General features: G+C 56.0%; 11 protein-coding genes. 6 read left to right on the top strand and 5 right to left on the bottom strand.

Going from position 1 to position 15,139, the window contains the following annotated elements; translation table 11 throughout:
• Position 1: 1 nt before the first annotated feature.
• Positions 2-646: a carboxymuconolactone decarboxylase family protein gene (locus QQX03_RS04685; RefSeq protein ID WP_285976710.1), complete on the top strand. Its 645-nt coding sequence runs from the start codon at positions 2-4 to the stop codon at positions 644-646.
• Here QQX03_RS04685 and QQX03_RS04680 read toward each other — a convergent pair.
• Together QQX03_RS04680 and QQX03_RS04675 are read right to left on the bottom strand one after the other, a co-directional pair.
• Positions 643-2,169 (bottom strand): acetyl-CoA acetyltransferase, encoded by a 1,527-nt coding sequence (locus QQX03_RS04680; protein ID WP_285976709.1) that lies wholly within the window; start codon positions 2,167-2,169, stop codon positions 643-645. The genes QQX03_RS04685 and QQX03_RS04680 overlap by 4 nt on opposite strands.
• A gap of 10 nt (positions 2,170-2,179) precedes the next feature.
• Complete coding sequence (locus tag QQX03_RS04675; protein ID WP_285976708.1) at positions 2,180-3,448, bottom strand: acetyl-CoA C-acetyltransferase; 1,269 nt, start codon at positions 3,446-3,448, stop codon at positions 2,180-2,182.
• Between the two features lie 115 nt (positions 3,449-3,563).
• Between QQX03_RS04675 and QQX03_RS04670 the strand changes: the two genes are divergently transcribed.
• Both QQX03_RS04670 and QQX03_RS04665 read left to right on the top strand, forming a co-directional pair.
• Positions 3,564-4,325, top strand: a complete 762-nt coding sequence (locus QQX03_RS04670) for a crotonase/enoyl-CoA hydratase family protein (protein WP_285976707.1) — start codon at positions 3,564-3,566, stop codon at positions 4,323-4,325.
• Position 4,326: 1 nt separating this feature from the next.
• The gene (locus tag QQX03_RS04665; RefSeq protein WP_285976706.1) at positions 4,327-5,490 is read left to right on the top strand and encodes an acyl-CoA dehydrogenase family protein; all 1,164 of its coding nucleotides are present in this window, start codon (positions 4,327-4,329) and stop codon (positions 5,488-5,490) included.
• 79 nt (positions 5,491-5,569) lie between these two features.
• Here the strand turns inward: QQX03_RS04665 and QQX03_RS04660 are convergent, their stop codons facing one another.
• Positions 5,570-8,119: a TonB-dependent receptor gene (locus tag QQX03_RS04660; protein ID WP_285976705.1), complete on the bottom strand. Its 2,550-nt coding sequence runs from the start codon at positions 8,117-8,119 to the stop codon at positions 5,570-5,572.
• A 163-nt stretch (positions 8,120-8,282) separates the two neighbouring features.
• Positions 8,283-10,304: a TonB-dependent receptor gene (locus QQX03_RS04655; RefSeq protein ID WP_285976704.1), complete on the bottom strand. Its 2,022-nt coding sequence runs from the start codon at positions 10,302-10,304 to the stop codon at positions 8,283-8,285.
• 111 nt (positions 10,305-10,415) lie between these two features.
• Here QQX03_RS04655 and QQX03_RS04650 point away from each other — a divergent pair, with 111 nt between their 5' ends.
• The 3 genes from QQX03_RS04650 (at position 10,416) to QQX03_RS04640 (ending at position 13,639) form a co-directional block, all read left to right on the top strand.
• Positions 10,416-11,924, top strand: coding sequence for a flavin-containing monooxygenase (locus tag QQX03_RS04650; protein ID WP_285976703.1), 1,509 nt, complete (start codon positions 10,416-10,418; stop codon positions 11,922-11,924).
• Positions 11,925-11,966: 42 nt separating this feature from the next.
• Positions 11,967-12,731, top strand: coding sequence for a competence/damage-inducible protein A (locus QQX03_RS04645; RefSeq protein ID WP_285976702.1), 765 nt, complete (start codon positions 11,967-11,969; stop codon positions 12,729-12,731).
• Between the two features lie 392 nt (positions 12,732-13,123).
• Positions 13,124-13,639: a c-type cytochrome gene (locus QQX03_RS04640; protein ID WP_285976701.1), complete on the top strand. Its 516-nt coding sequence runs from the start codon at positions 13,124-13,126 to the stop codon at positions 13,637-13,639.
• Position 13,640: 1 nt separating this feature from the next.
• Here the strand turns inward: QQX03_RS04640 and QQX03_RS04635 are convergent, their stop codons facing one another.
• Positions 13,641-15,083 (bottom strand): SLC5 family protein, encoded by a 1,443-nt coding sequence (locus QQX03_RS04635; protein WP_285976700.1) that lies wholly within the window; start codon positions 15,081-15,083, stop codon positions 13,641-13,643.
• Between the last annotated feature and the right edge of the window lie 56 nt (positions 15,084-15,139).

The following is a 15,139-nucleotide window of genomic DNA, read 5'->3' as shown; positions in this document are numbered from 1 at the left end:
CATGCCCCGATTGAGAGAGGTTCCCAAGGCGGAAGCTGACGAAAAGGTCGCATTACCGCTATATAAGCTGTTGTTCGGAGATCGCGATCCAGTCGCAGAGCCAGGTACGCCAACCGGCACGCCGGGCGATTGGTGGACTATCTTTGCCAATTCGCCCGCAACATTGAAGCACGCCGCGCAAGGCTTTGCCTATTATCGCGATCCTTCGCGCAAGCTGGATCCGGTATTGCGCGAGCTGGGCCAGACTTGGGCCGGATGGGCCACGGGCAGCCAGTTCGTATTCTCTCAGCACTGCAAGAGCCTGCGCGGGCTCGCCTATCCCGACGCCAAAATTGAAGCGATCCCGGTGTGGCAAACGGCGCCGTACTTTGATGCGAAAGAACGCCTCGTACTGGCCTATGCAGACAGGCTTGTCACACATCAAGGCCGCGTGCCCGACGCGTTATTCGTTGAATTGAAAGAGCAGTTCTCAGACGAGGAAATCCTCGAGCTGACGTACACCACCGCGATGTATCACATGCATGCGATCATGAGCCGGGCCTTACGCACCGAATTCGATGATCGGGAAGATCCGGTCACGGAAGTTCCTGCGCCTGAAGGCTTTGACGCGCTCGATTTCCTCGGGGGTGAACGCAAGAACGATTAGGCAAGCTTGCCCATATTACGCCCGCGTTCGTCCTGTGTGACGGTCAGCTTTGCACCAAAAGGTTCACCGCCTTCGAATGCTATGCGAGTAGCTTCGTCGGCAAGGTCGGCGTTGCCGCATACGCGCACACCCGCAGAATTGCGCCCGATGAACACGGCGTCGCTGCCGGTCTTGCTGTAGTTTATAGTGTAGCTCTCAACCGTGGCGCTATCGAATGGCGCGTCGCTGCACGGCACGCCATTGTCCGCCATCGGCAGTTTCTCAAACCGATCGTTCGCAGACCAGTCGGCAGGTTCAGTCGAGTAAATGCCCGTGGCGTATTTGCTCATCCAGCCGCCATTGGCTCCAACCAGAGCATATGAGCCACGATTGCCGCGCACCCGCTCCACCGCTTCGCAGATTGCATGCGCGGAATAATTGTTCCCTGCCCCGCCGAAGAACGGCAGGCCGCCTGTCAACGTCAATCCGCGAGGGTCATCCACGGCCAATCCAAAGTGATCGCATTGATTGAACACTGGAATTGCAAAGCAGGAATAGAAATCCAGGAATTGCATGTCGTCTATGCCTTTGCCCGACCGATCCAGTGCAGCTTCGACCGAAGCAATTGAGGCTGGGTTTGCGGACAGATCGGGCCGCGCAGATAGCATCAGTTCAGTAGCGGCAGTGACAGAGTGAATGTGTACCCACCTCTCTTCCGGCACACCAAGCTTTCGAGCGAGGCCGGCACTTGCGATGATGATCGCCGCGGCCTGGTTTACCTGATCGCGCGCGACGGTCATTCGTGTGTATGGCTCTGCCACGATGCGGTTGCGATCGGTAACTGTCGCAAGCTCTTCAGCACTGCGTTCAACGGGCGCGGCAGAATGCGGGTTGGCCGCTGCAACTTTGGTGAAAGGCTCGAACAGTTCGCCAATGTCGTGACGATATTCATTCAGGCTCTTGCCCAGTTTGGCGCGCCGCGCATTTTCGGCGATGGCATAAAGCGGGATCGCCCCGGTCGCGCCATGCGCGAAAAGCTGCATCTCCATCATACCGTCCAAGCCAAAGCCGCGATCTTCGAACTCGCCGCCGATTTGTTCCGACCAGTCGGGCTTCTCGCCCTTGGCAGCGAGCGCCAACGCCGTTGAAATCACTTCCGAACCGACAATGACTGCGCACTGGCTGTCACCCGCCGCAATGTCGGTTGCAAATTCACCGACATACTGCTGGTTCGTCTGACCACCTGTCGGGGACAGGATTAAGCGCGCAGGCTGGGCATTCACACGCTTCGCCAACGCACCCGGAATATTGTCTGGCCCGCCAAAGGGCGGCTCTTTACCGGGACGCGACATTTCAAACGCCCGGATCGCGGCCAGCGTATCAATCTCACTCGCCAGATCGCCAGTTGCGCCCGCATTGCCAATGGCTGCTGCAAGTGCTCGGCCGCCCAAATCCATGTAGGACAGAGCCTCATAGTTCGGCTCGCCAACGCGCTCCGAAGCTTGTCCTACCCCGATGATGATAGGCGTGTTGTCAGCGATCATAGCGTGAGACTCAGTCGACGAAGTCGTCTACGCGCTCCACGATGATGGCGGGAGCCATTCCGCCCGCAGCGCACATGGTGACTAGGCCATAGCGCTTGTCCTGACGCTCCAGTTCGTCAACGATCGTGCCGATCAAGATCGAGCCGGTTGCCCCGATCGGGTGACCCAATGCGATGGAGCCTCCATTGACGTTGACCTTGTCCCAATCGAGATCAAGATCGCGCACGAACTTGGCGGCGACCACGGCGAAAGCCTCGTTGATCTCGTAAAGATCAATGTCGTCCTTCGTCATTCCGGCCTTTTCGAGAACCTTCTTGGCCGCTGGCACAGGCGCGTTGAGCATCAGCGTAGGATCATCGCCCATATTCGCGGTCGCAACGATCCGTGCGCGCGGTTTGAGACCGTTCTTCTGCGCGTATTCCTTGCTGGTGACCAGCACAGCTGCCGCGCCATCAACCACGCCTGAGCTATTGCCCGCATGGTGGAAATTCTGAATCTCAAGATCGGGATACTTCTGGTTTACCAGTCCGCGAAAAGTGGTACCATTGGCATCCAGCGGCACATCAGCGATCTTGGTGAAGGCAGGCTCCAGCTGTGCCAGCCCTTCCAGCGTTGTTTGGGGACGCGGATATTCGTCATGGTCGAGAATAACATTCCCGTCATCGTCCACCACCGGGATCACTGACTTCGCGAAACGCCCCTCTTCAATTGCTGCGGCTGCGCGTTGCTGACTACGATAACCAACTTCGTCCAGCTCTTCGCGGGTGAAACCTTCCATGCTGGCGATGGCATCACCGCAAATGCCCTGATGGCTTTGCGGGTGAACGCGCTGAAGCCGTTCGTTATAGCTGCCCATCATTGGCGGCTTGATCCCGGCCTGCATCTTCTCCTTGGACATTTGTGCCGTCAGGCTCATCATTTCCGTACCGCCGGCAACGATGCAGTCTTCCATACCGCTCATAACCTGCGCAGCTGCGAGGTTCACCGAAGTAATCCCGCCCCCACAGAAGCGATCAAGCGTGGTCCCGCTGGAAGTGATGTCATAGCCTGCATCAAGCGCCGCCATGCGGCCCATGTCTCCAGCTTGCATCCCGTCTTGGGTCGAAACAGACCAGATCACATCATCTACGGTCGAAGTGTCGAGGTGATTGCGCTCGGCAATTGCTTTCAAAACGGTCGCTGCCAGATGCTGCGGATGTTCAGCTGCCAGCGCGCCCTTGCCTTGCTTGCCAATGCCGCGCGGGGTGCGGACTGCGTCGATGATATATGCTTCGCCCATGGGGAATCCTCTCGCTTATCGAAAATGCGGTTGACGTTTCCGTAAACCCCCTGCACCACTCACACAAGATTTCAGTTGCATTCTGAAATGCCAAAAAGTGATAGGAGAGCGCTTGATGAGCGAAGAAGTTCTGACGCAGGAAGAAGACGGTGTCCTGATCGTCACGATCAACCGTCCAGAAGCCAAAAATGCCATGACAAAGGCCGCAGCCGAAGGAATTGCGGCCGCGATGGACCGGCTCGATTCTGATGACTCGCTGCGAGTCGGCATCCTGACCGGTGCAGGCGGTACGTTCTGCTCTGGCATGGACCTGAAAGGTTTCCTGCGCGGTGAACGCCCGACTGTTGAAGGGCGCGGGTTTGGCGGCGTGGTCGAAGCACCACCGCAAAAACCGCTGATAGCCGCTGTCGAAGGCTATGCGCTCGCGGGCGGCCTAGAGCTGATGATCGCTTGTGACCTTGTCGTTGCCAACAAGGACGCAAAGTTCGGCATTCCTGAAGTGAAGCGCGGGCTGGTGGCGGCTGCTGGCGGCGTGATGATGCTGCCCGATCAGATCCCGCAACGCGTGGCGATGGAACTGGCTCTGACAGGCGACTTTATCGGCACCGAACGCGCGGCGAGCCTGGGCCTGATCAATCAGGTCGTTGATGGTTCTGCACTGGACGGCGCGAAAGCACTGGCTGCCAAGATTGCCGAAAATGGCCCACTGGCAGTGCGCATCTCAAAGAAGATCATGAAGGAATCGCGCGGATGGCCAATGGATGAGCGCTACAAGCGCCAAGGCGAGGCTCTCGGCCCGGTATTCATGAGCGAGGACGCACGCGAAGGCGCCGCTGCCTTTGCTGAGAAGCGCAAGCCTAACTGGAAGGGGAAATAATATGTCAGTCTTAAACGTTCCCCAGCCCGAATTTATGGAGGACGAGGAAATCTCGATCTTCGCAGACGCCGTGGGCAAGTTCTACCAACAACACGCGCCGGAAAAGCGTGTGCTGCAATGGCGCGAAAACGGTCAAGTCGAACGCGGTTTCTGGAACGAAGCAGGCGAAGCCGGGCTTCTCGGCGTATCTGTGCCTGAAGAGTATGGCGGTCACGGCGGAGACTTCCGCCACGATATGGTCGTGATCGATCAGCAGGCAAAGCACGGTGTTGAAGGCTTTGCTGCGTCGCTGCATAACACGGTCATCCTGCCATACCTAGTGCGCCACGGCACTGAAGAGCAGAAGAAGAAGTATTTGCCCAAACTCGTCACTGGCGAGCTGGTCAGCGCGATCGCAATGACTGAACCTGGTGTTGGTTCGGACCTTCAGAGCATCACTACGACGGCCCTGAAAGATGGTAACGGGTACAAGATCAACGGCGCGAAGACCTATATCTCGAACGGTCAGACTGCCGACTTCATCATTGTCGTCGCGAAGACCGATCCCGATGAGCGTGCCAAGGGTATCTCCTTGATGCTGCTTGAAACCGAAGGGGCCGAGGGTTTCCAACGCGGCAAGAAGCTCGACAAAATCGGGCTGGACGCGGCTGACACATCAGAGCTGTTTTTTGATGATGTGTTTGTTCCGGCCGAAAACGTACTTGGCGGCGTGGAAGGCAAAGGCTTCTACCAGTTGATGGGTGAATTGCCGCAGGAACGCCTGATCATTGCGATGGGCGCGATGACCGGCATTGAGAAAGCGCTTGAGACAACCATGGACTTTGTAAAGAACCGCAAAGCCTTTGGACAAACGATCTGGGATTTCCAGAACACGCAGTTCGTGATGGCGGATCTAAAGGCTCGCGCGACTGCAGCGCGGGTGTTCGTCAATGACTGCATCGCGAAACACCTCAAGAAAGAGCTGAGCGTTGATACCGCGTGTATGGCGAAATACTGGGTCACCGAGCTTCAAGGCGAAGTGGTCGACAAATGCCTGCAGTTCCATGGCGGGGCGGGCTTCATCAATGACTACCCGATTGCGCGGATGTACCGCGACAGCCGCATCACACGGATCTTCGGTGGCTCGAACGAAGTCATGAAGATGGTGATCGCGCGCAGTATGTGATCGGCCATTTCTTTCTGACAAAGCGAAAGGGCGGCGGGTTTCCCCACCGCCCTTTTCTTTTGGCTTGAACGCAGAAGTCTTAGAACTTCGTGCGGAGCGTCACACCATACATCCGCGGCTGCTGTGTAAAGGCAGAGCGCGAGGTGCCACGAAGCACCGTGTTGAAGGTAACACCGCGGGTGACTTCATCGGTGAGGTTTGTCACCCACGCCTCAATGCCCCAAGCTTCGTCAATGTCACCGATCCCTGCGCGCAGGTTGATCTTCACATTGCTGTCCTGAACATCGAACGGACTGAGCGGAGTATTGCCAAGCTGTGCTGCTGTAGTTGGAACCGCACGCGCTTGCGTGGTAGTGCGACGGTCACCCTCAGTGCGAATTTGACCGTTCAGGAAGTACCCCAAACTATCGCCGATCTCCCCTTCATAAGTCGCCCCCAAGATCGCAACGATCTTAGGTGCGTTAGTCAAGGAGTTCCCACACAGGTTCTGCACGCGCAGTGCATCGCTCGAGTCCGCGCAATCGCTCGGATATTCGGCATCAACGTAGGTCAGGCCGGCATTGATCGAGAGGCCATCGGTTGGTCGGATCTGAGTTTCAAGCTCGAACCCTTGCGACACGGCGGTAGGAACGTTGAACGTCTGGAACTGTGCACCGGTGAATTCGAGAACCTGGAAGTCCGAGAATTCCTGATGGAACAATGCCAAGTTCGCGGTCACGGCGCCGTCCATAAAACGGCCCTTCATGCCGATTTCCCATGCGTCCACTTCCTCTGAATTGAAGCGTGGATCGGCACCACCAGCCGCAGCCGTCGAGTCCAGGTTAAACCCGCCGGCCTTATAGCCATGCGTAAAGCTGGCATATGCATTCAGATCGCCGAAATCATACCCGACTTTGGCGGTGTAGATCAGTTCGTCATCCTTGAATTTGCCACTAAATAGGCGCGGCAACGGGAATGGGTTGGCATCCGATCCAACCGCAGGTGCCACAAACGGGAAACACCCAACGACAAATACGGTAGTGGCCAATGAGGCCGGGACGTTACCCGCTCCAATCGAACCTTGAATTGCGGGGCAGAGTGGGTTGTTGATTGCCGGCTGCGTAAAGCTGCCGTCCTTGCTTTCATCCGACCAACGAGCGCCAAGCGTAAGGGTTAGATCATCGGTGATCTCGAACGTGTTGTGCGTAAAGATCGACCAGCTCTTGCTGTCCTGCGAATACGCATTTGTCGCCGTCACAGTAGCTGGACTGTAGCCACCTGGAACGTTCAATGGTCCAGGAAACACGTTGCTATTGGTCAGCAATTGCAGCGGTGCTGGCCCAAATGCGCCGCCGAATAGCGCACCAACCAACCCGTCATAATCATCGCCCAAACGGAAATTGACTTCCTGATCGATAGACTCGTCAGAATAGTAACCACCGATCATCCATTGCAGGCGACCTGCATCGCCTTGCAAACGCAGCTCGTGCGTCATGGTCTTGATTTCGGTTCCACCGCCCGGTGCAACATCAAAAATGTCCAGGGCAGAGAAGTCTGAGTCATAGCTCTCAGCAGATTCATACTTTCTGTATGAGCCGATGTAGATCATATCGATTGCATCGCTCAGCGGATATTCAACCTCCGCGGTAATGCCCCATTGATCGGTATTGTTGAGATGCGGCGTATTGATTGACGCGATCTGATTGTCGGTCGCCCTTTGGGCGGCATTGGTATCAAATGGGTCGATCGCGACGTCCGGACCGGCCATCCCCCCTCTTGCACCAAGTCCAACCAAAGCAAAATTGCCTGCGGTCTCAACTGAAGATTGCAGCACTTCTACTGCTGAACAACAAACACCCTCAGACTTGGAATAGTCGCCAATAATGCGACCCCTAAGACCACTATCGGTTTCCCAGCCAATCTGCCCGCGGACCAGGAACTGATCAGTGGTATTTCCTTCGCCAAATTTGTTACCGCCGGCATCGACCCAATCAATGAACCCGTCACGTTCGCGCCATGCACCGGTCAAGCGAAGTGCGACGGTGTCTTCGGTCAATGGAATGTTCACTGCACCCTGCAAATTCATGTGATCATAATTGCCGTAGGTGGCATTCACAAAGCCGCCGAACTCGCCCAACTCCGGACGCTTGTTGGTGATATTCAGCGCGCCTGCAGAGGTGTTGCGGCCAAACAGCGTGCCTTGCGGACCACGCAGAACTTCAACGCGCTCCACATCAACGAATTCACTCAAGGCGATACCGGCTCGCGACTGGTAGGCACCATCCACAAACACGCCAACCGCGCTTTCAAAGCCGATATTGTTCGATGTCGTGCCCACGCCGCGAATACGAAGCACCACTGTACCGGACGAGTTCTGCGCTTGCGAAGTCGAGAAGCTAGGCGAAACCTGAGTGATTTCCTGGACGTTGACAACGCCCTGCTTTTCCAACTGCGCCGGGCTGACCGCAGTGACCGCGATCGGAATGTCTTGAACATTCTCGGCGCGGCGGGTCGCGGTAACGATGATCACATTGTCATTAAGCGCCTCATCAGCTTGCGGAGCGCCATCGGCGTCCTGCGCATATGCTGGCGCGACCATAAATGTGCTGGCCAAAAGACCAGCCGCTAGCTGGGTAAGTTTACGTGACATTGGTTCCCTCTCCAAAAAACCGTATTTAAGTGCGGAGAGATTACCAATTGCTTGAATAATATAACAAGAGCAGGCGGCACCAGCCAGCAATACTGCAAACGTAACGATGCAAAAATGCAACATCTTGTCGCATTTGATGCACCGCGAATTTTACGTGAACATTCTAGAAGCCGTAACGTAATCCTGCCCAGATCGTAAGCGGCGTGCCCAAGTCGATCGCACCACGCGAATTGCGTGTGACGATGCGTTCGTCAGTAAGGTTCTCTCCGCGCAGCACGAATCTTAGCTTCTCGGTGACCGGAACTTCGGCAAACAGACCCAGAGTGGTCGCCGGCTCAAGCCGGTCAGTTTCCTGATCATCTTCAAATTGAGCACCGACATGGCGCAGCGTCAAAGCGATGTACCAATCCGGTTTTGGTGACCAGCCCAACGTAGCTGAAGCCGCCCAACGGGGCGTTTGTGGCGGACGATTGCCATCCAGCGCTAATGACGCATCTCGACCGTCAATAGTGGCATCGGTGAACGCGAGCGAGCCATCCAAGCTAATTGAGCCAGTTCGCACGCGCATTACAGCTTCAACACCTTGCGCGTCGATAGCCGGAAGATTCTGCCGCTGCCGCAAATTTGGTTGCAGCGTAACATTGGCAATGGCGTTCTTCACGAGATTGTCGAATGCGGTCAAAGAGAAAGAGACAGCCTCTGTCGGCATAAGATCAAAGCCAACCTCGAACCCTTCAAGACGCTCATTCTTCAGCTCTGCGTTCGCCTGAGTGACAACCGGGAAGACCACGAATGGCCGGTACAATTCGTTGAGCGTCGGCAAGCGCATACCGGTATAGGCAGCCGCACGCAGCGTGAGCGCGTCACTGGTTTCGAATGCTGCACCGGCCCGCCAGGACACTGCCCAATCGCTGCGCGTTGAAGCAATTGTTTCTGTTACCAGTGCGCCAGAGGCGTCGAGCGCGCGATAGAAACCTTCGCTGATCCGCGTGCGATCTGCCCGCAGTCCACCAGTCAGAGTCAGCGCGCCCAGGTTCCAGTCATTCTCCGCAAACAAGCCCAGATTAGTGTTTACACCGCCTGCTCTGCGGCGCTGGGTCAATGCACCTGTGAATGCGGAATAGGCATCTTCCTGCAATTCACCGTCGGCGTGGCGATAATCACCACCAAGGCGCAAAGTACGGTCATTCCCGACCGGAGGGCGCAATTCGAATTTTCCACCAAGTCCGGTTGAAGGCGTATTGCGTTGATCGAGCACACGCACAAAGCGGGTCGAACTGATGACAATGTTCGAGAAGTTGCGCGCTTGCATGTAGGCAAGCGCATCGAATTCCCAATCACCATGGCCGACAATTCTCAGGCTTGCGTCCTGTCCTTCGCTTGATGAATCCGCGCCATCAAAGCGCAAGGTCCGATCATCGCGAAAAGCGGCGGCGCGCATCTGCAACTCGACCGTGTCGGACAATGGCGCGGCACCACGAATGCCGACGGACCAACTATCGAAGCGCGCGCGCGCACTGGCAGGCACACGCTGATCATCGGGTGTTGTAAAGAATCCCTGGCCGCGATCCCAACGTCCGGTGATCACGCCAAAGCCCGCACCCAGCTCCTGCGAAAGACTCGCCGTCGCTTCGGTCGCGCCGCGATTGTTTGCGAGCAGACTCGCATCGAAGGGTCCAAGTGTTGCTGCGTCCGCGCTTTGCAGCTCGATTGTACCGGCTAAGGCGCCCGCACCGAACGGGCCCGAGCCGCCGCCGCGGGTCACGCGGATGCTACTAAGCTGCTCCGGATTGATCGAATTCAACGGGACATAGCCGAAGAACGGATCGGTAATCGGCACTCCATCCAACAGCACAAGCGCGCGACTGGTGGCATTCCCGCCCAGTGCCCGCAAAGTTACGCCTTGCGCACTGGGGTTCGAAGACCGGCTGTCTGAACGGCGAAATTGCTGGAAGCCGGCGACATTGGATAAAACGTCTTCGATTCGCCCGGATGGGGCTGAGATGATCGTCTCGAGCTCTATCTCGCTTGACGAATATGCGACAACCGATGGCGTGTCCTTAAGGCCTTCACCAAGGACAACGATTACGCCCTCTTCTGCCACGTTTTCAGTTTCTTGTGCAGCCAACGGCGCAGCAAGTGCAAAGGTGAGAAGGATCGAAGCAATGGGAGTTAAGATACGCATGAGGCCGCGCTCTAAACGATCCTCTCAATGCAGTCAGTTGCAAAATGCCATTTGCGATCGCATGATGCTTCAGGATGTGCTTACATCTGTGTAAGCAAGGGAGAGAAATCGATGCTCGCAACACCGCCTGATTTTGACGTTCTGATCGTCGGCGCCGGTATTTCCGGCATCGGGATGGCCGCGCATCTTGAAATGATGTGTCCGAACCGAAGCTACGGCATTGTTGAGCGGCGCGCCGATATCGGCGGCACATGGGATCTGTTTAAATATCCCGGCATTCGTTCTGACAGCGACATGCACACGCTGGGCTTTGTTTTTGAACCATGGAAGCATGAGAAATCCATCGCAGATGGCCCTGCGATCCTGGACTATCTCAACCGCATTGCAGACGAGCGCGGCATTCGCGATCACATCCGCTTCGGGCACAAGGTGGTCTTGGCTGATTTCCGTCCTGATGAAGCGCGCTGGCATGTGACTGTGGAACTGGAAGACGGTGAGCGCAAATTACTCACAGCCAACTTCCTATATCTCGGCTCTGGTTACTACGATTACGACGACCCCTATGATGCCGGCTTCGATTTCAGCGAGTTCGAAGGACAAGTCATCCACCCGCAATTCTGGCCCGAAGATCTGGACTATACCGGTAAGAAAGTTGTCGTTGTGGGATCGGGTGCGACGGCAGTGACCATCGTTCCTTCTATGGCGGAGAAAGCGGCGCATGTGACGATGCTTCAGCGTACGCCAACATGGATGTTCTCGCGCCCCGCGAGAGACGCAATCGCTAACTTCCTGCGCAAAATCCTGCCTGAAAAGGTCGCTTATGCGATCACGCGGTTCAAGAATATCCGGATGCAGGATTTCACCTTCAAGACTGCGCGCGACAAGCCGCAAAAGGTGAAGGACGCGCTGCATAAGCGCATCTCGAAGACAATGGGTAACGACTTCGATCTGAAGGATTTCACCCCGCCCTATAATCCGTGGGAACAGCGGCTTTGCCTGGTCCCTGATGACGATCTGTTTGAATCGATCAAAGCGAAGAAGGCGTCTGTCGTCACTGGCCATATCGACAAGTTCGAAGCTGGTGGTGTCCGCTTGAAATCAGGCGAGTTGCTCGAAGCGAATATTATTGTAACCGCCACCGGCCTTAGCTTGGCAATTGCAGGCAAGATTGATCTTCGGATGGCTGGAGAACCGGTCAAGTTCGATGAACGCTTTTACTATAAAGGCGTGATGTTCTCCAACCTGCCTAACCTTGCCGTGGTGTTCGGATATTTGAATGCCAGCTGGACTCTGCGGGCAGATATCAATTCCGAATTTGTCTGCCGAGTTTTGAACCAGATGGAGGCCAACGGCAGCGATCTGGCAACGCCAGTGTTGACGCCTGAAGCCGAAGCACAGCTGGAAGAAGACGATTTGTTCGATTTTTCTTCCGGTTATATTCAGCGCGGGAAGCATATCATGCCGAAAAGTGCCACTGCGTATCCGTGGCGGCTCAATCAGGAATATCTCTACGATCGCAAGGTCATGCGTAAGGGTGATATCCTGGATGGCGTGCTGACATTCACAAAAGCAGGCGCGAATGCACAATCACCCGATGAACAATTGGAAGCAGCGGAATAAACGCTCTTCCCTCGTGTGGCGCAGTTGACTAACGCTTAGGCCATGACCGCATCGGAAAAGATTTGGACCGCAGGACTGGTCGTGATTGGCGACGAAATCCTGTCCGGTCGCACGCATGACAAGAACATCGCCCAGGTTGCAAGCTGGCTGCAAGTGCAAGGCATTCGACTGTCCGAGGTTCGCGTCGTGCCAGACGTTATGGAACGCATCGTCGAAGCCGTGAACGCATTGCGTGAAGGCTATGATTACCTCTTCACGACTGGCGGCATCGGGCCCACGCATGATGACATTACAGTTGATGCCGTGGCGCAAGCGCTGGGCGTCAATGTCATTGTTCACCCTGAAGCACGCGAGATGCTTGAGAATTATTATAGCAGCCGGGATATGGAGCTGACTGAAGCCCGACTGCGCATGGCGCGTGTACCGGAAGGGGCAGAGCTTATCCCGAATCGCATGTCCGGCGCCCCCGGCATCAAGTATGGCAAAGTCCATCTGATGGCGGGCGTCCCGCATATCACGGCGGGCATGTTGGACGCTTTAACCGGCACGCTGGAAGGTGGCGCACCGCTTCTGACTGAAACAGTGGGATGCTGGACAGCTGAAAGCGAAGTGGCCGATGTGCTGCGCGAGGTCGAGAAAGCCCATCAGAATTGCCAGATCGGCAGCTACCCGTTCTTCCGCGAAGGCCGAGTGGGCGCGAATTTCGTTGTTCGTTCGACGAGCGAAGATAATCTGAGAAGCGCGGTCGACACGCTTTGCGAAGCGCTGGGCGAAGAAGGCTTCGATTTTACGCCGGGTGGCATCTAGCACCTTCGGTTCATCGGCGCTCGCCATCGCCGGATCAGAGCGAGCGATACCGGCTATGACAATCTCTTTTGCGCCGGAGACTGGACCTATACCGGGCTCAATTACCGCTGCGTGGAAGCTGCGACCATGTCTGGCATGGAAGCATCACGAGCGGTATGCGGCTTTCCCAAGGTCATCTTTGGAAAGAATTACCCAAAGGAAACCGCATAGCAATCGGATCGATTTGCGACCTCCGCGAGGTTTCAGCCTATCTTCAAGGGTTGTGCCGCCCTGCCGGCAAGCGCCGAATATCGAGTTCGGGAAATATCCTTCCCATCGGCTCGATTGAGCTATACCAAGATCGCGCGCTACGTCGGGAGCATGGTCGGCAAATTTGTCCAAGGGCATTCTTGATGAAGAATTTTTACCAGGGTCTTGCTGTTAGCGCGTCCGCGCTTCTTCTTGCCGCTTGTGGTGGCGAAGCTGGTGATGACGGATCAGCGCAATCAGCTGAAATCGAAGCCCCAACCCAAACCACCACGGATGCGACAGTAGAAGAAGCCGCGCCGTCTGTTCCGGCGGCAGATGATGTTGCAACATTCGATGGCACAACTTTGGCTGATTTCACGGGCGACGCGGCGAATGGTGAGAATGCGTTTCTCCAATGCAAAGCCTGTCACGTAGTCGATGAAGGTGTGAACCGGGTTGGCCCCTCACTTGCTGGTATAATTGGTCGCACAGCAGGCACCGTTGATGGCTTCAGCTATACCGAAGCCAATGCAAACAGCGGGATCGTATGGACTCCCGAAAAAATGTTTCAATATCTGGAAGACCCACGCCGCGTCATTCCTGGCACGCGCATGGCTTATGCCGGACTGAAAGACGGGCAAAAAAGGGCTGACCTGATCGCTTATCTGCAAGCGCAGTAACTCAGGCCTTGGCGGAGGACCAAACCGGCTGAGCGCTTTGTCCGAACAGTACCCGGTTCACTAACAGCGACACGAACACCGATAACAGCAGGGTCACCGCCATGCCGTGGATGTAGTGCGCTGGTTCCCAGACCATGCTCCAGAAGCCGTAGAAGACCACGCCTGACACCACGCCTATCATGGCCGCAGCAGCTTGCACATTGGTAAAAAGCAGCCCCACAATGAAGGCCGAAAGTATCGGCATGGAAAGCAGGCCGTAGAGCTGCTGTACAGTGTTGATCAGGCTCTCCTGGCTGGCGAAGAACGGCACCAGTGTCAGCGCGAGCAGGCTCATGATGATCGAGACAATCGCACCCAGACGGCCGACTTTCCTCGGCTTGTCGATATAGGCTTCATGCATATCGCAGACATATAGCGCGGCAGAAGCGTTCAGGATCGAATTGAATGTGGTGAGTGCGGCTGCAAACAAAGCCGCAGCAAACGCGCCAGACAGCCATGTCGGGAGAACTTCCGCGACTATCATGCCGTACGCCCCATCGGACGGCACATCGCCGAACAGCTTGTAAGCCACGATACCTGGTACGACCACAATCAATGGAACGATCAGCAGTCGGATAGCAGCCGCCGCGAGCACGCCCTTCTGGGCTTCCTTCACGGTCGGTGAAGCCATCGCGCGCTGAGTGATCGTCTGGTTCGTTGACCAGTAAAATGTCTGGATGAAGATCATGCCTGTCAGCAACGTGGTCCAGGGTATATCGGAATCGCTATCTCCGATCAGCGTCAAACGATCAGCCGGAATGCCGCTGAAATCGAAATTGATCGCTTGAAGAGCGAGATAGACCACAACCAACGCCAAGCTAAGTATCAGAACCCCTGAATAAGTGTCTGAGACCGCGACAGCGCGCAATCCGCCGAAGACCGCATAGGCTGCGCCTACTATCGCGAGAACCACCGAGACCAGCATGATGTTCTCTATTCCGCCATCATAGCCCAACAGCGAAAGGAAAAATCGCGAGCCGCCATAGAGTATGGCAGGCAAGAATATGAAAAGATTGCCGGCAAGGAACAGCAGACTGATCAGCGCGCGAATGTGCTTGTCGCCATATTTCTTCTGCAGCAGCTCGGTCGTCGTCGTGCAGTTGTTTTTGTAGTAAACTGGCAGGAATACGAAGGCGAGAATGAACAGGCCGACGACTGCGGCCAATTCCCACCAGACGATCAACAACATCTGATTGCCATTCATGCTGACAAGCTGATCCGTAGACAGGTTCGTCAGCGTGATAGAACCAGCAACGAAGTACCAGGCCAACCCGCCATTCGCGAGGAAGTAATCACGTTCATCACCGGTGCCGGTGCCGCGTTTGCCCCTGCAATGAACGAATGTAGCAAAGGCAATTAGAGCTGTGATGCCAAGGAATACCGCGACCTGGATCGGATTGGCCATTGATTTTTCTCCCCTTCCCTCTTCTCGCGCGATAGCGGCCTCAATCGAAATCCGAT

This window comes from Altererythrobacter rubellus, assembly GCF_030284385.1.
GTDB lineage: Bacteria > Pseudomonadota > Alphaproteobacteria > Sphingomonadales > Sphingomonadaceae > Erythrobacter > Erythrobacter rubellus.
This window is presented reverse-complemented; position numbering and strand designations above follow the sequence as displayed.

Coding starts and splice junctions, on each gene's coding strand:
- QQX03_RS04685 (WP_285976710.1), top strand. CDS start 2: ATGCCCCGATTGAGAGAGGTTCCCAAGGCGGAAGCTGACGAAAAGGTC.
- QQX03_RS04680 (WP_285976709.1), bottom strand. CDS start 2,169: ATGATCGCTGACAACACGCCTATCATCATCGGGGTAGGACAAGCTTCG.
- QQX03_RS04675 (WP_285976708.1), bottom strand. CDS start 3,448: ATGGGCGAAGCATATATCATCGACGCAGTCCGCACCCCGCGCGGCATT.
- QQX03_RS04670 (WP_285976707.1), top strand. CDS start 3,564: ATGAGCGAAGAAGTTCTGACGCAGGAAGAAGACGGTGTCCTGATCGTC.
- QQX03_RS04665 (WP_285976706.1), top strand. CDS start 4,327: ATGTCAGTCTTAAACGTTCCCCAGCCCGAATTTATGGAGGACGAGGAA.
- QQX03_RS04660 (WP_285976705.1), bottom strand. CDS start 8,119: ATGTCACGTAAACTTACCCAGCTAGCGGCTGGTCTTTTGGCCAGCACA.
- QQX03_RS04655 (WP_285976704.1), bottom strand. CDS start 10,304: ATGCGTATCTTAACTCCCATTGCTTCGATCCTTCTCACCTTTGCACTT.
- QQX03_RS04650 (WP_285976703.1), top strand. CDS start 10,416: ATGCTCGCAACACCGCCTGATTTTGACGTTCTGATCGTCGGCGCCGGT.
- QQX03_RS04645 (WP_285976702.1), top strand. CDS start 11,967: ATGACCGCATCGGAAAAGATTTGGACCGCAGGACTGGTCGTGATTGGC.
- QQX03_RS04640 (WP_285976701.1), top strand. CDS start 13,124: ATGAAGAATTTTTACCAGGGTCTTGCTGTTAGCGCGTCCGCGCTTCTT.
- QQX03_RS04635 (WP_285976700.1), bottom strand. CDS start 15,083: ATGGCCAATCCGATCCAGGTCGCGGTATTCCTTGGCATCACAGCTCTA.